The 19,523-nt window shown below is 48.5% G+C and carries 20 protein-coding genes and 3 pseudogenes; 13 read left to right on the top strand and 10 right to left on the bottom strand.

The window, feature by feature from the left end:
- Positions 1-17 precede the first annotated feature (17 nt).
- Entirely contained in the window at positions 18-653 is a 636-nt protein-coding gene (gene folE / locus I1H34_RS26030; protein WP_212663733.1) for a GTP cyclohydrolase I FolE, read from the bottom strand.
- A gap of 142 nt (positions 654-795) precedes the next feature.
- Between folE and thrS the strand changes: the two genes are divergently transcribed.
- The 4 genes from thrS to I1H34_RS26010 are packed head-to-tail and all read left to right on the top strand — an operon-like array spanning position 796 to position 4,704.
- Positions 796-2,646, top strand: a complete 1,851-nt coding sequence (thrS, locus tag I1H34_RS26025) for a threonine--tRNA ligase (RefSeq protein WP_212663732.1) — start codon at positions 796-798, stop codon at positions 2,644-2,646.
- 10 nt (positions 2,647-2,656) lie between these two features.
- On the top strand, positions 2,657-3,202 hold the full coding sequence (locus tag I1H34_RS26020; protein WP_249369659.1) for an SgcJ/EcaC family oxidoreductase: 546 nt from the start codon (positions 2,657-2,659) through the stop codon (positions 3,200-3,202).
- A gap of 46 nt (positions 3,203-3,248) precedes the next feature.
- Positions 3,249-3,734 (top strand): phosphoribosyl-AMP cyclohydrolase, encoded by a 486-nt coding sequence (hisI, locus tag I1H34_RS26015; protein ID WP_212663731.1) that lies wholly within the window; start codon positions 3,249-3,251, stop codon positions 3,732-3,734.
- 37 nt (positions 3,735-3,771) lie between these two features.
- A complete protein-coding gene (locus tag I1H34_RS26010; protein WP_212663730.1) occupies positions 3,772-4,704 on the top strand; it encodes a ribulose bisphosphate carboxylase small subunit in 933 nt (310 codons plus the stop codon).
- 25 nt (positions 4,705-4,729) lie between these two features.
- On the opposite strand, the gene I1H34_RS32825 is transcribed toward I1H34_RS26010, so the two are convergent.
- Positions 4,730-4,852, bottom strand: a complete 123-nt coding sequence (locus I1H34_RS32825; protein WP_255801425.1) for a hypothetical protein — start codon at positions 4,850-4,852, stop codon at positions 4,730-4,732.
- A gap of 134 nt (positions 4,853-4,986) precedes the next feature.
- Here I1H34_RS32825 and I1H34_RS26005 point away from each other — a divergent pair, with 134 nt between their 5' ends.
- The 6 genes and pseudogenes from I1H34_RS26005 to I1H34_RS25980 form a co-directional block, all read left to right on the top strand.
- Positions 4,987-5,379: a DUF1636 domain-containing protein gene (locus I1H34_RS26005; RefSeq protein ID WP_212663729.1), complete on the top strand. Its 393-nt coding sequence runs from the start codon at positions 4,987-4,989 to the stop codon at positions 5,377-5,379.
- 312 nt (positions 5,380-5,691) lie between these two features.
- Positions 5,692-6,324: a Crp/Fnr family transcriptional regulator gene (locus I1H34_RS26000; protein ID WP_249369657.1), complete on the top strand. Its 633-nt coding sequence runs from the start codon at positions 5,692-5,694 to the stop codon at positions 6,322-6,324.
- Positions 6,325-6,388: 64 nt separating this feature from the next.
- Positions 6,389-7,486, top strand: a complete 1,098-nt coding sequence (locus I1H34_RS25995) for a WD40 repeat domain-containing protein (protein ID WP_212663727.1) — start codon at positions 6,389-6,391, stop codon at positions 7,484-7,486.
- 2 nt (positions 7,487-7,488) lie between these two features.
- Positions 7,489-8,022 (top strand): TIGR02652 family protein, encoded by a 534-nt coding sequence (locus I1H34_RS25990; protein ID WP_212663726.1) that lies wholly within the window; start codon positions 7,489-7,491, stop codon positions 8,020-8,022.
- Positions 8,023-8,129: 107 nt separating this feature from the next.
- Entirely contained in the window at positions 8,130-9,251 is a 1,122-nt protein-coding gene (locus tag I1H34_RS25985; RefSeq protein WP_212663725.1) for an NAD(P)/FAD-dependent oxidoreductase, read from the top strand.
- Between the two features lie 405 nt (positions 9,252-9,656).
- Positions 9,657-10,712 (top strand): annotated as a pseudogene (locus tag I1H34_RS25980) (nucleoside recognition domain-containing protein); the annotation flags it as partial.
- Between the two features lie 22 nt (positions 10,713-10,734).
- On the opposite strand, the gene I1H34_RS25975 reads toward I1H34_RS25980, so the two are convergent.
- Complete coding sequence (locus I1H34_RS25975; protein ID WP_212663724.1) at positions 10,735-12,063, bottom strand: ISNCY family transposase; 1,329 nt, start codon at positions 12,061-12,063, stop codon at positions 10,735-10,737.
- Between the two features lie 81 nt (positions 12,064-12,144).
- Here I1H34_RS25975 and I1H34_RS25970 point away from each other — a divergent pair.
- The 3 genes and pseudogenes from I1H34_RS25970 to I1H34_RS25960 all read left to right on the top strand — a co-directional run.
- Positions 12,145-12,927 (top strand): annotated as a pseudogene (locus tag I1H34_RS25970) (nucleoside recognition domain-containing protein); the annotation flags it as partial.
- A 103-nt stretch (positions 12,928-13,030) separates the two neighbouring features.
- Positions 13,031-14,491, top strand: coding sequence for a hypothetical protein (locus tag I1H34_RS25965; RefSeq protein ID WP_212663723.1), 1,461 nt, complete (start codon positions 13,031-13,033; stop codon positions 14,489-14,491).
- A 410-nt stretch (positions 14,492-14,901) separates the two neighbouring features.
- Positions 14,902-15,297: a Fur family transcriptional regulator gene (locus I1H34_RS25960; protein WP_212663722.1), complete on the top strand. Its 396-nt coding sequence runs from the start codon at positions 14,902-14,904 to the stop codon at positions 15,295-15,297.
- A 49-nt stretch (positions 15,298-15,346) separates the two neighbouring features.
- On the opposite strand, the pseudogene I1H34_RS25955 reads toward I1H34_RS25960, so the two are convergent.
- The 7 genes and pseudogenes from I1H34_RS25955 to I1H34_RS25925 form a co-directional block, all read right to left on the bottom strand.
- Positions 15,347-15,712: pseudogene (locus I1H34_RS25955) on the bottom strand (Uma2 family endonuclease); the annotation flags it as partial.
- A 7-nt stretch (positions 15,713-15,719) separates the two neighbouring features.
- Positions 15,720-16,594, bottom strand: a protein-coding gene (locus tag I1H34_RS25950; protein WP_212662369.1) for an IS630 family transposase whose coding sequence is annotated in 2 segments (ribosomal slippage) — positions 15,720-16,262 and positions 16,265-16,594 — 873 coding nt in all. Because the reading frame shifts where the segments join, the coding sequence is not laid out codon by codon here.
- A 32-nt stretch (positions 16,595-16,626) separates the two neighbouring features.
- A complete protein-coding gene (locus I1H34_RS25945; RefSeq protein ID WP_212663721.1) occupies positions 16,627-16,872 on the bottom strand; it encodes a Uma2 family endonuclease in 246 nt (81 codons plus the stop codon).
- Positions 16,873-17,016: 144 nt separating this feature from the next.
- Positions 17,017-17,286 carry a ParE family toxin-like protein gene (locus I1H34_RS25940; RefSeq protein WP_212663720.1) on the bottom strand — a complete coding sequence of 90 codons (270 nt, stop codon included), beginning with the start codon at positions 17,284-17,286 and terminating at the stop codon, positions 17,017-17,019.
- Positions 17,283-17,513, bottom strand: a complete 231-nt coding sequence (locus tag I1H34_RS25935; RefSeq protein ID WP_212663719.1) for a hypothetical protein — start codon at positions 17,511-17,513, stop codon at positions 17,283-17,285. The genes I1H34_RS25940 and I1H34_RS25935 overlap by 4 nt, the downstream gene beginning before the upstream one ends.
- 416 nt (positions 17,514-17,929) lie before the next feature.
- Entirely contained in the window at positions 17,930-18,145 is a 216-nt protein-coding gene (locus tag I1H34_RS25930) for a type II toxin-antitoxin system Phd/YefM family antitoxin (RefSeq protein ID WP_212663718.1), read from the bottom strand.
- Positions 18,146-18,400: 255 nt separating this feature from the next.
- The gene (locus I1H34_RS25925; protein WP_212663717.1) at positions 18,401-19,114 is read right to left on the bottom strand and encodes a RusA family crossover junction endodeoxyribonuclease; all 714 of its coding nucleotides are present in this window, start codon (positions 19,112-19,114) and stop codon (positions 18,401-18,403) included.
- Positions 19,115-19,523 lie beyond the last annotated feature (409 nt).

Raw genomic sequence — 19,523 nt, 5'->3', positions numbered from 1 at the left:
GATGGCCTAAGCCGTAACTACCGAATTGCAGGTGAGTGGGCGATCAGGTTAAAAAACTCTTGGCGGGTGCGGGCATCACTGGAAAACACGCCTCGCATGGAGCTTGTCGAGGTCCAAGAGCCAGGTTTTTGTACCCCTCGCATGACCATGCACATATGGCTTGCCTCTACGACCACAGCGACTCCTTGGGGCTTCAGTAGGCCCTGCAACGCATCGGCAATTTGTGCCGTTAATCGTTCTTGTACCTGGAGTCGCCGAGCATACATCTCACAGATGCGGGCAATTTTCGATAGGCCAATCACTTTGCCGTTGGGAATATAAGCCACATGGGCTTTGCCAATAATGGGCAAGATATGATGTTCGCAGGAACTAAAGAGGTCAATATCGCGCACCAAGACCATTTCATCCAGGTCTTCGGAGAAGACAGCCCCATTCAGCAATTCATCTAGGGACTGCTGATAACCCGAAGACAGAAATTTTAAGGATTTAACCACTCGCTTAGGGGTATCTCGGAGTCCTTCTCGATCGGGATCTTCACCCATACCCAGCAACAACGTACGGACGGCAGCCTGCATTTCGGCCTCCGAGACAATGGACTGAGATTCAGTGACGATCTCTTCAGGATTGAAGGTCGTTATGGAAGGCAAGGTCATAGAAACTCCTAACGCGGAAAGGGATAAGGGTCACTTCGAGATCCAGTCGGCTTCAATCCAAAAGCAAACTAGGTCTTAACAAATATAATGATAATCATTATCATATGCTTAAGCAACCCTTCGCCCTTCTCTGCAAGCCTCTATGTCTACTGCTTCTTCTACGCTATCAGCGCCCAATTCCGCCGAACAATTGCAGCGACTCCGCCACACCTGTGCCCATGTGATGGCCATGGCGGTGCAGCATCTGTTTCCTGAAACAAAGGTGACGATTGGTCCCACGACTGAGACAGGTTTCTACTATGACTTTGACCGTGCTCAGGCATTTACACCAGACGATTTAGATGCCATATCCACTCAGATGCGGCGGATTATCAAAGCCAAGTTGCCCATCATCTGCGAACAAGTGGATCGCGATCAGATGCAGGCTGAACTGGAACAGTTACAAGAACCCTATAAGTTAGAAATATTGGCCCAGATTCCTGCGGGGGAAACCATTACCCGTTATTTTATTGGCAGTCCAGACACGGGACGAACTCAACATCCCGAAGCGGAAGCCTCACTGATTGAGCCGTTGCCAGTGGCCCCCAATGAATTTTGGTGGGATCTGTGCTCAGGTCCCCATCTCAACAGTACGGGGGAGCTAAATCCTAAGGCTTTTAGGCTCGAAAGCGTCGCCGGAGCCTACTGGCGTGGCGATGAAGCCCAGGCGCAACTGCAGCGGATCTATGGAACCGCCTGGGAAACACCGAAGCAGTTAAAAGTGTACCTGCACCAAAAAGAAGAAGCCCAGCGTCGGGACCACCGTCTTTTGGGCAAGACCCTCAAGCTTTTTAGTATTGAAGACAACGCAGGGGGAGGACTGGTCTTTTGGCATCCACGGGGGGCTCGAATTCGCCAGGTCATTGAAGCGTACTGGCGACAAGCGCACATCCAGGGGGGGTATGAGTTGCTCTATACCCCCCATATGGCCAATCTGGATCTGTGGAAAACCTCGGGTCATTTCGAATTTTATCGGGACAGCATGTTTGATCAAATGGATGTGGAGAACCAGGCCTATCAGATCAAGCCCATGAATTGTCCCTTTCATGTCCTCACCTATCAGCACGATCTCCACTCCTATCGAGAGTTTCCCCTGCGGTGGGCGGAGTTAGGGACGGTCTATCGGTACGAACGCTCCGGGACTCTACATGGACTGATGCGGGTTCGGGGCTTTACCCAAGACGATGCCCATATTTTTTGTCTACCAGATCAGGTAGCCGACGAGATTTTGGCGGTTCTGAACTTAACCGAGACGATTTTGTCGGACTTTGGCTTTCGAGAGTATGAGGTTAATCTCTCAACCCGGCCTGGTAAATCAGTGGGCAGCGATGATATTTGGGATTTGGCTACCCAGGCCTTGCGCACAGCCCTAGAACGTAAAGGTTGGGATTACCTCACGGATGAAGGCGGGGGTGCCTTTTATGGACCCAAGATTGATCTGAAGATACGGGATGCCATTGGACGGCTGTGGCAATGCTCCACGATTCAGGTGGACTTTAATTTGCCTGAGCGCTTCAAGATGGAATATGTCGCCGCAGATGGATCGCGGCAGCGCCCGATTATGATTCATCGGGCCATTTTTGGGTCTTTGGAGCGATTCTTCGGCATTTTGATCGAGAATTATGCGGGGGATTTCCCCCTGTGGCTAGCACCCGTGCAGATGCGGCTACTCGTCGTCAGTGATGCCCAGCGACCCTATGCCCTTGAGGTTTTAGAGCAGCTTCAGCAAAGGGGCTTCCGGGCTGAAGTCGATCAGACGGGAGAGCGTTTAGGAAAACAAATTCGTCAGTCAGCCCTAGACAAAATTCCGGTGGTTGCTGTGGTGGGAAAAAAAGAAGTTGAAACCCAGACCCTCACTATTCGCACTCGGCATTCAGAAGAGCAGGAGCTATTGAAGCTCCCAGAACTGTGCGACAAAATGCAGACCGCCATTGATGCCAAACAACAAATTTAGATTAGGAAAAATGATGAACGCTGCCTATCAACCCGCTCAGCCCTGCAGCTCAGCTCAGCCCCAGCAGAGAACGTTTCTCAGAATCAAGAACGTGATTGGAATGCTTTTGGGCTGCTGCTTACTATTGAGTTTTGTTTGTACACCCGTTCTCGCTGAAACTCGCTGCCCAACCGTGGCCCCCGCAGAGATTGCCGATTTGTTTGAGCAATGGGATCAATCCCTGCAAACAGGTCAACCCAGTGAAGTCGTCAAAACCTATGCCCCTGATGCCATTCTGGTGCCCACGGTTTCCAACCGAGTTCGACATACCCCTGCTGAAATTGAAGATTACTTCCAAGGCTTCCTGGCCCTGAAGCCGGATGGTCGTATCGTCGAGCAAAATATCCAGGTTTTTTGTGATCTGGCTGTTAATTCTGGCCTCTATGCCTTTGCAGTGGTCAAAGAGGGGCGACCTTCAGAGCTGATGGCGAGATTTACCTTTGTCTATCGCAAAATTGGCGATCGCTGGCTGATTGTCGATCACCACTCTTCGGGTATGCCCGAACAAAACATCTAGGAATAGCTAGTAGCTGTTTTACCCATCGTTGTCTCTGAGGTTTACCATGACTCTCTCATTCGCTCAGCGTACCTCTGTCGAAGCAGTCGAAGAAGGATCGCTGCTTTCCCCCAAGTTTGATCAAGACGGTTTAATGCCTGTGGTGACCACTGATGCCCAAACAGGTGAACTGCTCATGCATGCCTATATGAATCAGACAGCTTTGATGAAAACAATTGAAACTGGAGAGGCCCATTACTACAGCCGCAGCCGTCAGACCCTCTGGCACAAAGGTGCCACCAGTGGCTTGATTCAATACGTTCAACAATTGCTGATTGATGATGATCAAGACTGCCTGTGGATGCGGGTGACCGTTGCGGGGTCTGGAGCTAGTTGCCATGTAGGGTATCGGTCTTGTTTTTATCGTCAAATTCCTTTGGGGACGGAAGCAGTGGACGGCCCCTCTCCCATTGCCTTGACCTTTACAGAAGCGGCCAAAACCTTTGACCCCCAACGGGTCTATGGGGATGCCCCCAATCCGACGCAGCTTTGATGGGCCCAGTCGACTTTAAACCAATGGAGTATTAAAGATGCCTCTACGTCAGCAACCTTCACCTCCGACCCCTTGGGATCAAGGGCTGGATCAACCTCAAATTAGTGAGTCGGCCTATGTGCATTCCTCAACGAGCTTGATCGGAGATGTTCGTCTGGGACACCAAGTCTTAATCGCACCTGGCACGTCCATTCGAGCAGATGAGGGTATGCCCTTTTACATTGGTGCAAATACTAATATTCAGGATGGTGTGGTCATACATGGCTTAGAACGAGGCCGAGTCACCGGAGATGATGGTGAGTCTTACTCGGTCTGGATTGGTGAACATACCTGCATTACCCATATGGCTTTGATTCACGGGCCTGCTTATATTGGCGATGATTGTTTCATCGGCTTTCGATCAACGGTGTTTAATTCCAAGGTAGGGCACCGCTGTATTGTGATGATGCATGCGCTTATCCAGGATGTGGAAATTCCACCTGGAAAATATGTTGGATCAGGGGTTGTGATTACCCACCAAAGCGAGGCCGACCGACTACCGGATGCCAAGACAACTGATCATCGTTTTTCTCATCATGTGGTGGAGATCAATCGAGCTTTACTGGCGGGCTATCGCTGTGCAGACGATATTGCCTGTGCTGCACCGTTGAACAATGGCCATCGCTCTGAGATAGCTCGACCTCAGAATGAAAAGCTTCAAGAACAGCTGAGCGCTGAAGTGCTGGAACAGATTCTGGGGCAACTTCGGTTGGGGAATCAAATTGGCATTGAACAGGCCGATGCCAGACATTTCAAAGTGGGGGCTTGGCAAAGCTGTCCACCCCTTGAGGGGACAAACCCACAGCAAGTTCTGAACAGTCTCAATCGCAGAATGACGGAATATCAAGGTAACGCAGTGCGAGTCTTCAGCATTGACTCCCATAAGCAACGGGTGATGGAGTGGCTCTTGCAAAGGCCTATGCCTTCTTAGTGCGTTTCTCAGTAGAAGAGCCAAGCTAAGCGCGATGGCCGAAGGCCGGTCGGAGACCATCGCAAATCTCAAACTCTTGCATCTTCAATGAGGAGACAAGCTGGGTACCCGCTTCGCTTTCAAACTTAGAGACCAATCCTTTTGCCATCAAGTTACGAAAGCCAGAATGTCAGGTTGCACAAAGCAATGATAATGATTATCATTCTTACTATTGTCTTATGCAAGCCGTTCAATCTATTCTGGGTAGCTCATCTCACTAACGATTACTCATGACGTTTTGGTATGGCATCGCCCATCATGACTCAACATGCTCTATTCGTCTGTCGGTCCTGTGCCTTCTCGCCGACCCAACGGGATTACAGGGGTCAACGCGGTGGCCATCACCTACTTAGCCATTTATCGCGGCTTCAGGAGCAATCGCCCCTCCCTCCTGAGTTCAAGATCGAAGCGGTGGACTGTTTTAGCGCCTGCAATCGTCCCTGCACCATTGCCTTAGCAGCGGCAGGGAAAAACACACTAATGTTTGGTGACCAATTGCCCCTAGATAGTGCCGCCGCAGTTTTTCAATTGGCCCGCCAATATTATTCCAGTTCAGATGGCATCGTTCCCCGTCAGCGTCGTCCAAAGTCGCTACAAAAAGGGATTCTAGCAAGGATTCCCTACCCTAGCCTGTAACCGCATCCGAACTATGTTTCATGACTCAATGGGTTGACCCTCTACCTTGCATCCCACAGGAGATTATTTTATGCAGATATGTCAAGTTAACTTGCTCTGCGCAGATCCCTCGTCTGAACTAATCATTCTGGAAATGACATTGAGAAAGCTCTGTTTCCGGTCGATTGTCTAATATTGAGCGCCGATCCAGACACCTATCTAGAGATTGATACCCCCGAAATAGCGCATTGTTAGCTGAGCAAATCTGGTGTCCTCAGCTCCGAGTTGTTTCTTCAGCACAGCCTTAAATCTAGGTCTTTATGCATCATGCTCATGTCCTCACTGATTACACCCACATACGCCACGACTCATCAACAAGAGACTAGCCCTGTCGTTCGGACGTTTAAGCGGCGGGAATGTTTGCCCATGATTCAAAACCAAAACCTTCTCTGGAAAATTGAGACGGGTATGGTTCGCAGCATTACCCTTCATGAAGAGGGTGATATTACCACCCTGGGACTCTGGGGAGCGGGAGATATTATTGGGCATCTGTTCGCTGGCATTGAACCTTACCAATCTGAATGCTTGAGTACTGTTCGAGTCCATCGACTACAGATCGATGACTACAAGGCTCTGGAGGAAGCGATGTGGTGTCACATGCAACAAAGTCAAGCCTTGCTCACCATGCATCATGGTTCAGTGCAAACGCGCTTTAGTACGTTTCTCAACTGGTTAGCTGACCGATTTGGCCAGCAGTCTGGAGACGAATGCTTTATTCCGCTTCCCCTCACCCATCAAGATATTGCTGAGGTGATTGGTTCCAGCCGAGTTACGGTTACGCGATTAATCGGGGAATTTGAGAGAGAAGATACGCTGTCCTGGTCTAGGAAGAGCTGCGTCTTACGTCATCATTCTGGCTCCAAAACAAAGCCTGCCGAGCATCACTTTAGAAGTTGTCGTCACTGATGATGGAATGTTTTATGCAGTTACCGCCGTCCACCCATTCACCCTCACTACTTAGCCATCTTCGATGCCCCTTCTTAAGCCCCTGGCAGAACTGAGTCGCCATCATCACCTATCGGATTACATTACTGCGATCTCCTGGTCGTCCGTTGGCAATACCCTGGCCGTGACTTCGGGGGCAGGCGAGGTTCTTTTGCTGCACAACGATAGTGATCTATTGCTTCAAGATGCCATTGGTTCATCCATCGATAGCATTGCCTTCTCCGCTGATGGCCAGTGGTTAGCAGCCGGTGGTCAAGCAGGGCAAATCCACCTCTGGCTCATGGCGACAGAGAAAGCTCCAGCCCCAAAGACCCTAACGGGCGACTCTGCCTGGATTGACCGGCTCCAGTGGCATCCCCACCGCAACTTACTCGCCTTCAATCGAGGGAAGAAGGTGCAAATCTGGGATGCTGATAGGGCCGAAATGCTGACCTCTCTTGAACTTGATGCCCAAGTTCAAGATCTTGGCTGGTCACCCGATGGGCAACATCTTGCGGTGGCAGCCAATACCCTAATCCACATCTGGCAGATCCCCCAGTGGCATCAATCCCTCTATCAATGGGAACTGATCGCTCCAGCAATGTCTCTATCCTGGTCGCCGGGCGGGGCTTATCTGGCAACAGCAAACCAAGACCAAAGCGTCAGTATTCTAACGTGGGCAAAAGTATCTCTTGTCAATCAGGCTCCCACCGCAGAAGATGACTTGCCAACCCTCATCCAAGGGTTTCCTGGTAAGATTCGCCAACTTGCCTGGGCCGATGTACCCGATTCGGAGCGCTCCCCCATATTAGCGGCTGCAACCCGTGAATATGTGGCGATGTCGACGCTATTACCCAACGCAGACTGGCAAAGTTGGATATTAGAGAGTCACACTGCAAACGTTTTAGATATTGCGTTTCAGCACCAAACGGGTTTGCTCGCCTCTCTATCTGAAGATGGTTGGGTCATTTTGTGGCAGGCAGCTATTGAAGCTGCTCAGATGCTCAATGGCGCGAAGGACGGATTTTCGTGTTTGGCTTGGCACTCCACTGGAAAGTGTCTAGCTGCAGGTGGTCAACAGGGTGAAGTTTTAGTTTGGTCTGTTGGTTTAGGGAATGAAAACGACGAAGGGGGGCATGACTGAGCGTGACCCTCTCTGTGTTAGATTGGCCCATTTTTGGTATCAATATTCGCTGTCCGATTTGTTGCCAACAGAGTCCAGCCCTTGTGCTAACCGAGGCGTATCTTTGCCCTCGTCATGGGGTCTTTGAAGCTGATCCCGTAACGGGCGGTCTCGTCCACCCCGCTTCGGAGCGATGTTGGCATCACTGGCAGGGCAACTGGTATCAGCAACATCGCGACCCGGAAGGACTAAAGATAGAAGTTAGCCAAGCGCTTGATCACTTGCATTACCAGGGTTTTCGAGCGATTAGACTTACCCTTGCTCACCGATATGAAGCGCTAGTCCAGCCCCATTTAGAATCCCAATCTGACTGGTGGCGACAGATTTACTATGCCAAACCCCGGCTCTATGGACTGCCCTTAGAATTTAGCCCCGCCATCGATGCTGACTCCCGCTGGCAGGTGATCAATTTTGAATTCTCTATAGAATTTGGCCCGCCAGCTTACGCTTACCCGTTCTGTACCCGATGGGATGAGGGTGTTGGCAAGTCAATATAAGGGTCGGTGGGACGGGTATCGATTATTTTGATTCAGCGTTGGTTGATTCCAAAAAATATGATAATGATAATCATTCTACTAAAATCCTGCTGGCAGCAAGTCTATCCATGAAACAGACAAATTCTTCCTATGACGTAGTGATAGTCGGTGCGGGGCCAGCCGGGGTGGGTTGTGCGGTCGCGCTTCAGGAGCTAGGCATGGAAAACTTTATCCTGCTGGATCGGCTGCAGGTGGGGGCGTCTTTTCTCCGCTGGCCAGCAGAGATGAACTTGATTACCCCCTCGTTTCCGAGTCATGGTTTTGGCCTACTCGATCTCAATGCCATTACCTTGAAAACGTCTCCAGCGATCGCCTTTCGACGAGAACATATCAATGGCCAGCAGTATGCACTCTATTTGCAAACGGTGGTCGATCACTTCCATTTGCCTGTGAAGACAGAAACGGATGTTTTGGCCATTGAGCCCCTTTCTCAGTGTCGCGGCTTCATCCTAAAGACGTCTGGCGGAGACGTCAAAACCCAGTTTGTGATCTGGGCTGCTGGGGAATTCCAATACCCAAGGTTAAATCCATTTTTGGGAGCAGACCATTGCATTCACAATTCTCAGATTCGCTCTTGGGCCAATTTGCCAGGGGATGAATTTACGATCATCGGCGGCTATGAAAGTGGTATGGATGCCGCCACCCACTTAGTCGCCTTAGGAAAGAACGTCAGGGTTTTAGATCGGACTGGGGTGTGGGGGAACCAGGAGACGGATCCGAGCATTTCTTTGTCACCCTATACGCTGCAGCGCGTGATGTTGGCCCATCAAACGGGCCGTCTCGAACTGATTGGCAATGTCTCCATTGAGGAAGTCAAAAAAGTGTCGGGGGGCTATGCCGTCTTTAGCGAATATCAGAAATGGCTGACGGTTCATCCCCCGATTCTCTGTACTGGTTTTGAGACCAGCTTGCAGCAGATTGCGTCGTTGTTCTTTTGGGCAGAGGGGCATGCCATTTTGAATGATCAAGATGAGTCTACTCTGACGCCAGGGCTGTTTGTGGTTGGCCCCTCCGTCCGTCATCACGGTCTTATTTTTTGCTTTATCTATAAATTTCGGCAGCGGTTTGCGGTAGTGGCTGATGCGATCGCACGCCGTTTAGACCTTGACCCTGCGCCTTTAGAAACCTACCGCCAACAAGGAATGTTTTTAGATGACCTGTCTTGTTGCGACAACGACTGTATCTGTTAGCCACTAGACCTCTTGCATGAATCCTACCTGAAGCTGCTCTTACCTTTTATGGATTGCACTAGCCCCCTCAGTCCCCTAATTCTGATACTGCTGGCGAATTTCACGTCCAGATTATATGGGGCGATTATGTCGATGGATTTCACCCTTGCACTCGCCCCCTAAATCCCCTACCAGTGGGGGACTTTACCTATTTCTGCACAGATATGCAAAATCAGATTGGAGAGAACAATGCTTGAGATTTTTGGTCCTATTATCCAGCTTAGCTATAGGCTCAAAGTCCCCCAGAATGGGGGATTTAGGGGGCTGCAAAAGGCTTTGCCATGTAAACAAATGCTGATTTCGCCAGTGGCTCTACTACTGGGGAGAGAGCAACGTTATCTTGTCCGATTCTGTTAATGATCCGCTATGCCCCTACTTATCCCACCCGCCCAGCGCTCTATCGTCGTGATCGGTAAAGAAAATACGGGCAAATCTCAACTGGTTGCTTCGCTCACGGGATGTTTGCCTTACAGCATTAACTTCCGTGGCTCTACGATTGCCTGTGACACCTATGTCGGAGACGGACTGACTGTTGTGGATACCCCCGGTATTTTGTACCGATCGGATCGGGTCACCACGCAAGCTGCACTGGCGCAATTAAAAACCCATGACACTGTGTTGTTGGTGATCAAAGCAACCCATGTGGATGAAGATTTGATGGATTTATGGCCCTTGGTAGTGGGGAAGCGGGGCATTGTTGTGATCACGTTTTGGGACAAAGTGTCTCACGCTAGGTTTACCCAGGAGATTGTCCAATGTTGGGAACAGACCTCTAATCTGGCGTTTATCCCCATTGATGCGAGACATCTGACCCTAGGACAGCATCACGAAATTCGGGCAGCTTTGCAAGATCCGGCTGTATTTCCACAACGGCAACCCATTCCGGCTGGATGGCGGATTGAACCTCGACCAACGGTGTTAGAACATCCACAGTTTGGGTGGCTGGTGGCGCTCATTCTCCTACTACTGCCTACCCTACTTGCGGTTGGGTTTGCCAATAGCTTTGCGGCCGTTGCTGATCCCCTTGTGCAATCGCTGGTCAAACCCCTGGTAGATGTTCTGGCTGATATACCTCTGTCTCTGCCGAGAGAAATGCTGATTGGACGTTATGGCTTACTGACGATGGGACCGTTGCTATGGGTTTGGGCTGTGCCGACTGTCATTCTCTATGCCGTATGTTTGGGAACTTACAAGGCTAGCGGCTTGGTAGAGCGGATCACGGTTGCCCTACATCCACTGTTGCGTCCCTTGGGGTTATCTGGACGGGATCTGGTGCGGGTCGTGATGGGATTTGGCTGTAATGTGCCAGCAGTGATCAGTACTCGTGCCTGTTCTAGTTGTGCTCGAAAAACTTGTATTTCGGCGATTGCCTTTGGTTCCGCCTGTTCATACCAATTCGGTGCCACGCTGGCGGTGTTTAGTCAGCAATTGTAAATTCAATATTTCATGAGGTATCGGCTGCTATTCGAGGCTCTGGATCATCCAACATAAACTGGAGCAAATGCTCCCAACTCTCAAAGAGCAAGTATTTGGTCAAAGTCTGAATATCGTGAAAAAAGCCTTGTCGGGTTCCCCGTTGCTTTCGCATGCGTTGATAAGTGGAGTCCACCAAGTGCAAGACGGTATGAAATAAGAATGCCAACAGGTTGAGTACCAATAGCACAGCAGCAAGGTTCTTCTGACCATGACCAAAATTATGTTCTAAGTGATAGCCCTTGGTTTTGAGGACATTGTGTCCTTCATTCTCCGCTTTCCATCGGGCACGTCCAGCACTGACAATCTCGGCCACACTTTGGTCATTGATGAAATGGTGAGTAATGAACGCGTTGTGATACATAGTCTTTCCATCAGCAGCACGAGTAACAGAGACTTCGCACCAGTTGACCATCACTGCTGGTAGCTCCTCACGCAGGGGGATGCGATTGTAATAGCGATACTGACAAATTTCATGATAGCGACCGTTCCAGCCCCGAGTCTCTAGATGCTCAACATCTCCAATACCTTCTAAATACTCTACCCATTCATATAGCTCTGGATGGGAGGAGGGCAAACAGACAAAAATGAAGTTCAACTCATCCTCTAAACAAGTCTCCACCATCGGTTGACGGCTATAGAGGTCATCGCCAAGAACCGTAATCTTGGCTCCGTCAAACCCTTGAGCATGCCCCTTGATCCACCGTTTGGCCGCAGCGGTTTCACTATCCTGTTTCTCCGCACCATCTTGAGGACGAATGAACTCTGGGGCCAGAGAAATGACATGTTCAATTTCCGGACAAACGAGGACGGGCAACACGGCGGTGTGCGTATAGGTGACACTCCCATCCCGATGGGTTTTGGTAGAACACTGATCGCAACAAATCCAGTTTGAGGAAAAATACTCGCTGCCGTCTAGCCCTACCAACAGGTGTCCACCTAGAACCTTATATTGCTCTAGATAACCTCGTCGTAGGAGAACGCTATAAATTTGATAAAAAATGGGAAACAGAAGACGAAATGCGATCAAGTCCAAAACATTCTTGATTTGGTTGCTCGTGGGGAGTTCTGTTAACTCAAAGAGGGCTTGGGCGTTGTCACGACCATGACGACTATGAACATGGCGTTGGTACTCCAGAAACGAAGGACATTGCATAAAGAAGACAGCAAATGCGCCTAATACAATATCTTTGAGACTAAATTTGGTGCCATTACTGGGTTGACGTGGATCATCGAGGTGCTCAATGAGCTGATGTAGCCAGTGCAGTAAGAGAGGGAAATTTAGAACACCTTCATTCATCGTCTGGGGCTCTGCAAGTGTATGAATACATCCTCAACGACTACAACCTAGCTTGCCAAAATTTTGAATTTACAATTGCTGGTGTTTAGTGCAGCCCATTGGCCTAGCTTGGTGATTCCCTACTTGGGTTATCTAACTTTGACAACGCTGATCTACACTCGCTTGATTGCCCCTAAGTCGGCTCGTTCTCTCCACAACCCGTTGATGATTGAACACCGCACGTTTTTGGAAAGACCACACTTAGCCACCATCTGGCGAGAAACCCAGGGTACGCTTCATCAGTTTTTGACCAATGCCATTCCCATTTTTGTGGCCATTACCTTGATCGCATCGATTTTAGATGAGCTGAGTCTTCTGACTGCTGCTGCATCCATTATTCATCCCCTGATGCAGATCTTTCGCCTCCCTCCAGAAGCAGCTTTGCCCATGATCCTGGCCTCTATTCGCAAAGATGGTTTGCTGCTCTTTGCTGAAGCTGAAACTCTCTCCGCTCTCACACCGCTGCAAATTCTCACAGGGGTCTACCTGGCAGGTGTCTTGTTACCTTGTTTGGTCACGGCCCTGACGATCGCCAAAGAACAGTCTCTCCGATTTGCACTGGTGTTAATGGGTCGTCAGGCAATAGCGGCAACTTGCTTCTCCTTGATCTTGGCCTGGGGAGGGTACTGGTGCTCGGGTGCATTCGCCAGTGAGGTGTTCCCCTCAACGGCATCCTCTGACCTGAGTCAACTCCATGCCAGGACTGAACTGTCTCGTCTACGAGGTAGACCGGAAACTGACGCAAATACAGAAATTGCAAGTTTTTTACCGCACAAATTCTTGGATCTGCGCCAGAACTGTATTGAAGTGGGTGGGTCGGCCTGAAGGCAGGTGATTAAGCGGTTTCTGACTGGTCTGAAAATGCCCCTAACCACCCAAACAACATGCTTTTGAAGCCTTAATTGTCAGCGTTTCCATATACAGCCCTATGAAGCACCGGATTTACCCCCTGGATCGTATTGCCATCACGATGATGGCCGCTCTCACATTCCTGATCGGCTTTATCATCATGGGGGGAGACCATACGGTGCCGATTGTCCGCAACTTTAATTGGCAAGAGAAACGAGTTGGCATGGAAGATACGGCCTTTATCTTGTCGTTCAATCGGACGATGGATTGGCCCAAGGTTGAAGAAAACCTGACTTTAACCCCTGAGTTGCCGGGAAAACTGAGTTGGTCAGGCCGACGACTGGCCTATACGTTGACTGAGCCCATCCCTTACGGGACTGAATTCAAAGTCCAGCTGAGCCAAGTGGAGGAAGTGGGCCTGAGTCCCAATGTCCAACCCAAGGTGATGCAGCCGTTTTCGGGGACGTTTCGGAGTCGCGATCGCGCTTATGTATACATCGGTGTAAATGGGGAAGAATCAGGACGGCTCATTCTCAAGAATTTAACCCAAGACCAAAAAACGATTCTTACACCTGCCGACCTAGTCGTCACGGAATTTAAGCCGTATCCCTATGGCGATCGCATTCTATTTGCTGCCACAGAACGTAAAAGTGTCTCTGCAGGCAATTTCGACCCCAAACTCTACACCGTCACGACAGGGTTACAGGCCAATCCTCCTGATCAAGATAGCGGCTCTCAAAAACCCGCAGGTGAAATGGAACAGGTCTTGGATAACCAGAAATATCAAATTCTCAAGTTCGATCTCGCTGCAGACGGCAGTCGAATTGTTGTCCAACGGGCTCCCAAAGAAGGAGCAGGTCTAGGCCAGGTCAGTCTTTGGCAACTACCCACAGGCAAATCCATCCGACTATTAGAGAAGGTTGAAGGAGGCAATTTCTTGATTGCCCCTGATAGTCGATCGTTAGTGATTGCCCAAGGACAAGGGCTGGCAATCTTACCCCTGGATGGCAGTGTAAATGATCAGCCTCTGGAGTTTCTACCTAAATTTGGGATGGTTTTAAGCTTTGCTAGCGACGGATCAGCCGCTACGATGCTCAAGTTCAACCCCGATTTCACTAAGTCTTTGTTTTTAGTCACAACTCAGGGCCAGCAAATCGAACTGCTCAAAACAACTGGCTCAATTATCAGAGCCACCTTTGACCCCAAAAAACAGTTACTTTACTGTTTGCTCACTCAGGTAGGTTCTGGCGAAGAATATGTAGAAATTCCTTACTTTGCAACGATTGACTTAGCCACCCAAACAGAAACGAGGCTCTTGAATCTAACCAATCAGCGTGATACAAATATGGCCCTCGCTCCAGATGGTTCAGCGTTGCTATTTGACCAATCGATTGAAGCGAGTCCCGACAATCCAGAGAGTGTTCAGACGAATCAGGGCGGTTCAGTGACCACCAGTAATCTGTGGATTTTACCCTTAGACAGTAGTAATCAGCAGCCTTCTTCCGTTGGCTCAGGCATCGATCCACAATGGTTACCGTAAATCACGCTTACTCGTTCAACACCGTATCAAGATCTATCTGCTGGTTCCCCCAAAGGCAACATCTCTCTACCCCTCTTTTGTCACGTTTGAATAGATGAAAAATCAGGATGCTTGAGCAATGTCTGCACTAGAAGAGAGTAAACATACTCCATCCTATTTTCTCTGGGAAGAAGCTGGAGGATGCGATCACATCACGTTTGGGTCACCATTGATCCTCTGTCATCGCCTGTAGTAAATGTGTTCCCAAGGTTGTTAACCCGAAGAGACTTCCCAGAGGTTAGGGTTGAATCGTAATATTGACGGTCTATTAGGCAGGGCTGTTATCATAAAATGAGAATGATAATCATGTCCGATAGTCTTTTGATTTGTCAAAAAAAGGTTCTCGTTCCAGGTGCAGTAAGGAGTTGAGTATGCCAGAGAAACTAACCCCTCATCAGCGGCGCGTGTTGGAAGTCCTCTTTTCCACTCCCCAAGAATTTTCTGCTCAAGATCTGCATCAAGAATTTAAAAAGCAGCAACAAAGAGTGGGGTTGGCAACGATTTACCGTGCCCTTAAGGTTCTCCAGCAGCGTGGCAAAGTGCAAACACGTTCTTTACCCAATGGTGAAGCGGTTTATAGTATTGCCTCCGCTCATCGACATCATCTGACCTGTGTAAACTGTGGCAGGTCCATGCCATTAATGAACTGCCCAGTCCACGAGTTAGAACAAGAACTCTCACAAACACAGAAATTTCAAGTCTTTTACCACACTCTAGAATTCTTTGGTCTGTGCCAGAACTGCGTTGAAGTGGAGGTTTTAGCCTGACATAGAGGTACTTAGGTGGGCATAGGGGTTAAACGCGCTGGCATAACCCCTAAAACTGCGGTAAATCCAGGTTAAAACCTGGTAATACCTCTTCCCCTGATAGTTGAGTCGGCAGCGATCTCATCTCTACATCCTGTTCTGGTTGATAGATCTCTACTTGCTGATCCTGGGGTTTGATCAGCCAACCGAGCCGCACACCATTTTCTGCATATTCCTGCATTTTCGCTTGCAGCACAGCTAAGTCATCGGTCCGAGACCGTAACTCAATCACAAAATCGGGAGCTAGGGGTGGAAATCGTTCTTGCGCTTCTCTTGTGAGGGTATCCCAGCGACTTTGTTCGACCCAGGCAACATCCGGTGATCGTTTCGCACCGTTGGGCAATTGAAACACCGTTGAAGAACTATAGCAGTCGCCACTCTAATTAGGACGCTAGGTACAACACATGTTCCATTGCTTCTCTAAGTGAACCGAAGTGCTCTAATTGGTGTCTAATTCGACTTTTAATCCAAGCCCACGACCGTTCAATCTTATTCAAATCAGGAGAATAGGGTGGCAAGTACCACACTTCACATCCTGCGGCTTCTACCAGTTGCTCAATTCGCCCTCCCTTATGGAAGGTGGCATTATCAATGACTAACTTCTGCCCCGGTTTGAGCATCGGTATCAAACAAGTCTCAAGCCAAATTTCAAATACGGTGCGATTGCAAGCCCCTTCAATCGTGAACGGGGCCATGAGCTGCTTTCCTCTCAAAGCTGCAATCATATTGACTCGTCCACTTCTGCTACCAGACTTTAAAGCATAGACCCGCTCACCTTTGGGACCATAGCCATAGTCATACTCATCTCGATTGTCCATCCCTGACTCGTCAGCATAGACGATATCGTCTGGGTCTACTGTTGTTAACTTTTGGACGAACTCAGCCCGTTTGTGCTCATCGCGTTGGCGGTAGCCATAGGTCTTTTTTTTCGAGTAAATCCAATATTCTTCAGCGCTCTTGAAATAGTACGCTCACTGATTTGCCCCTCCCACAACTCGGCCATCTGAGCTTGGGTTTTATAGCGATGTTCTTGAGCAAAAGCTCGAAACTTATCCCAGTCTGTGATTTTGTGGCTATGGCCAAGGTGTTGTCTAGGGATGGGATGAAGATCACCTGTTTCTGCTTTGAGACGTTGCCATAGATTAATGGTGTTACGACTGATATGAAAGGTGTCACTCGCTTCTGAGGGAGGCATGCCATCAAGTTCAATAGCATCGATCACTTTGCAACGTAAATCGTAGCTGTAGATTTTAGGCATCCATTGAAAGACATAACAGTATCTCTAGTTTATTATGTCCTGAATAAAATGGCGCTTGCTATAAATACCCGACCTAAGCTAGAGGCATCATTCCAGTTCCATACTTTTGCACCCAGCGACATTTCGCGATCGCCACTTAAACCGCCAACTGGAGGCATAACGATTAGATCCCCCTGTGCGGTCATCTCAAAGCGCAATTCTTCATTTTGACGACAAATATTGTAAAACTGCGCTTCAGTTAATGCTGCTTTTGAAGCATTGATGGTTAGCGTTTCCATAACCGTTACCTAACCTAATCGGCAGTTTACAAAGTTGCTCGTGTCCTGATTCTAATTGAGAAGTGTTGGAGATCGCGACTGTGCCTCGTGAGCAAAGTAACCCATCCCCCCATTGCATTTAGGGGCTTCACCGATCGCTTCAAACTACATCCGTTTCAGTAATTCATCGTACTCATCATGCGTGCCAATCCAGTACCAGTAGATATGATCAGATTCCAACAAACCCAAGACACGGTAGTTGAGGCTGACACGAGCAGAATAAATCAGTTGCTTCTGACTAACACGTTTGAACTGAAGACTTGGATGATAGGGGTCTTCCTGCCAAAGGGCATAGGCTTTATCGGCTTGCTCCTGAACGGATACAGGAAGATTGTTCAACCGCTTTCGAAATGACTTGGTGACACTCGATTTCACTGTTGTGTTGGGAATACCTCACCCAGTGGAACTGTTTCTCCTGCTGCGATCTCTTGCCGCACCATTGCTGCCATCTGATCCCATTGATCGTCTGTTGTAGCAGCAAAACGGGTTTCCCATTGTTGCTCGTCTTGCAACTCTGCCAAAAATCGAGATGCGATCGCATCTTGCTGGTGGGGTGGGAGTTTTTGGATTTGGGAGATCGCCTGTTGAAGGAGTTCAGTCATGATTTTGTCGTGGCAAAAACCACAATCGCACATCGTTATCTATCGATTTTAGCTGATGCTCAAAGACATTTCATTCTGTCAGTCTCGGAGAATGGCTTAAGTCTTATGGTGCAAGTGTGAAGACGAGATGCTTCTGATCGAGATACATATATCCAGCCGACTCAGCAGTTCACAACGTCGCTCGTGTCCTGACTCTAATTGAGAAACGTCAGCGATCGCGACTGTGTCCCTAGAGCAAGGTAAACCATCACCGCATTCTTCTTGGCGGGATAATCTTAGCAGTGACTAGGACGCCTAGTTGTGGCTTCACGCGGTTCAACGTGTTATTAGGTTTTGGGCTACTACTGGCTAGGTAATTTGCCAAGCGATGAAGGCTTGACGCTGACTGTATTAATGCGGAAAATCACCAGCGTCGTTTACGACTTTCTTGACTCTCGCACGGCTGCTAAAATTTGCTTCTTTGACACAGTGGATTCAATACCTTCAACATTAAAGGGAGATTTTTTTGGCTTCTTTGCTTTGATAGAGAAAACAGCTCCATCTCTTCGTTTAATGATTACTTCTTCCGCCTGTGCTTGATTTAAAGGCTCTGACAGATTTTGCCTTGCCTCAGAATAAGTATAAACTTCCATCCTTTACTCCAGGGTCTTAGATTTCTTACCCGACCTGGATGAGGACGCTTTTAGCTTTCTTTCTGCATGGCTTTCAGAGAGTTCTTTCAAACAACACTCTGTATTTTAGTTCAGCATTGGTGTCGTTGAAATCTGATGGTGAGTGTCAACGGCTGCAGGTAACCTATTGAAATAAGCCGATCCTTTACTCAACAGTCCGTTGCACGCAAATGTTAGGTGAAACATAAAAAGAAAAGCAAGTAAATCTACAAAGCATTAGATATTTAGACGAGATTGCCCTGACCAATCCGAATTGATTGCTCCAAATAATACATCTGAATGTTGATTGAGCGTGCTTACAGCAACACCAATACTTACGAACTCTTCACTTTCGTTAGCCCGAAATTTGACGACCTGCAGATGATCGATTTGCTTATCATCGGGAAAAACTTGCCCCTTAATGCCATCCAAAATGAGCTTAGCCATGTTATCGACATCTTTATCCCTTCCTTCCTTCAATACACAAATTAGCTGTACACATAAGCGATGAGAGGAATCGAATTGGGTTTCACCTTGAATGAAGGGATGATTTTGTAGTTGCTCAAGGTAGTACCGTTTCAAGTCAGGGGTCAATGATTGATGAGATTTAGGCGAAATACGAATCGGGATAAAGCGAGCCTGGCTTACTGAACCACAAATTAGACATCTTTCCTGGCTATGCTGCATAGCAATAACTTTATCGACTTCGTTGAAGAAATAGCTTCGCTTATAAACCTTGGCCAACTCAGCCGAAAGAAAATGCAAATCTGTGTTGCCAGCAATCCATCTCTGGACAGTTAGTTCATCATCTTTGAGAAGGCTAGTTGGATCGAGTTGGGTGCCATTAATTGCATTAAACTTCTCAACTAAAAAAGTGCGTGCATCTTTTGATGGCGAGTTGGAAACCTTCAAGAGATGCTCTACTTCAGCCTTTAGTCTAATTCGTTGCATTTGTTGATTCTATATTTTGTAGAAACTAGAACTTGGTACCTAACTATGGTGATATGTCAGGCTGTCGCATAACGCATCTATAAGTAATGCTAGACGCCACCTGTTGCATAACACCCAATTCAGTAGATTGTATGCCAGGTGTCGGATAACACGTCAAAAAATGAGGTATTGCGACACTGTGTTGCCTGACACTCATTTCTGCCCCAATTGCGACAACTCACTGAATCAAGGTAGAGGATCATCAATACAGAACAGATTGAGTGGGTGAGTCAAAAGCGGTTACCTATATTCGATTAAATTAACTGATGTTGCTCACTTATTCAGTTTGTTGGAATTGGCTGGTGAGAAATCCAGGATCAACCCCATCGCCTTGAAAAGCTAAAGCTAAGGTAAAGCCACCCAACTGACG

The sequence above is a fragment of the Acaryochloris marina S15 genome (assembly GCF_018336915.1).
GTDB lineage: Bacteria > Cyanobacteriota > Cyanobacteriia > Thermosynechococcales > Thermosynechococcaceae > Acaryochloris > Acaryochloris marina_A.
This window is presented reverse-complemented; position numbering and strand designations above follow the sequence as displayed.

Coding starts and splice junctions, on each gene's coding strand:
- folE (WP_212663733.1), bottom strand. CDS start 653: ATGACCTTGCCTTCCATAACGACCTTCAATCCTGAAGAGATCGTCACT.
- thrS (WP_212663732.1), top strand. CDS start 796: ATGTCTACTGCTTCTTCTACGCTATCAGCGCCCAATTCCGCCGAACAA.
- I1H34_RS26020 (WP_249369659.1), top strand. CDS start 2,657: ATGATGAACGCTGCCTATCAACCCGCTCAGCCCTGCAGCTCAGCTCAG.
- hisI (WP_212663731.1), top strand. CDS start 3,249: ATGACTCTCTCATTCGCTCAGCGTACCTCTGTCGAAGCAGTCGAAGAA.
- I1H34_RS26010 (WP_212663730.1), top strand. CDS start 3,772: ATGCCTCTACGTCAGCAACCTTCACCTCCGACCCCTTGGGATCAAGGG.
- I1H34_RS32825 (WP_255801425.1), bottom strand. CDS start 4,852: ATGGCAAAAGGATTGGTCTCTAAGTTTGAAAGCGAAGCGGGTACCCAG.
- I1H34_RS26005 (WP_212663729.1), top strand. CDS start 4,987: ATGGCATCGCCCATCATGACTCAACATGCTCTATTCGTCTGTCGGTCC.
- I1H34_RS26000 (WP_249369657.1), top strand. CDS start 5,692: ATGTCCTCACTGATTACACCCACATACGCCACGACTCATCAACAAGAG.
- I1H34_RS25995 (WP_212663727.1), top strand. CDS start 6,389: ATGCCCCTTCTTAAGCCCCTGGCAGAACTGAGTCGCCATCATCACCTA.
- I1H34_RS25985 (WP_212663725.1), top strand. CDS start 8,130: ATGAAACAGACAAATTCTTCCTATGACGTAGTGATAGTCGGTGCGGGG.
- I1H34_RS25975 (WP_212663724.1), bottom strand. CDS start 12,063: ATGAATGAAGGTGTTCTAAATTTCCCTCTCTTACTGCACTGGCTACAT.
- I1H34_RS25965 (WP_212663723.1), top strand. CDS start 13,031: ATGAAGCACCGGATTTACCCCCTGGATCGTATTGCCATCACGATGATG.
- I1H34_RS25960 (WP_212663722.1), top strand. CDS start 14,902: ATGCCAGAGAAACTAACCCCTCATCAGCGGCGCGTGTTGGAAGTCCTC.
- I1H34_RS25945 (WP_212663721.1), bottom strand. CDS start 16,872: ATGGAAACGCTAACCATCAATGCTTCAAAAGCAGCATTAACTGAAGCG.
- I1H34_RS25935 (WP_212663719.1), bottom strand. CDS start 17,513: ATGACTGAACTCCTTCAACAGGCGATCTCCCAAATCCAAAAACTCCCA.
- I1H34_RS25930 (WP_212663718.1), bottom strand. CDS start 18,145: ATGGAAGTTTATACTTATTCTGAGGCAAGGCAAAATCTGTCAGAGCCT.
- I1H34_RS25925 (WP_212663717.1), bottom strand. CDS start 19,114: ATGCAACGAATTAGACTAAAGGCTGAAGTAGAGCATCTCTTGAAGGTT.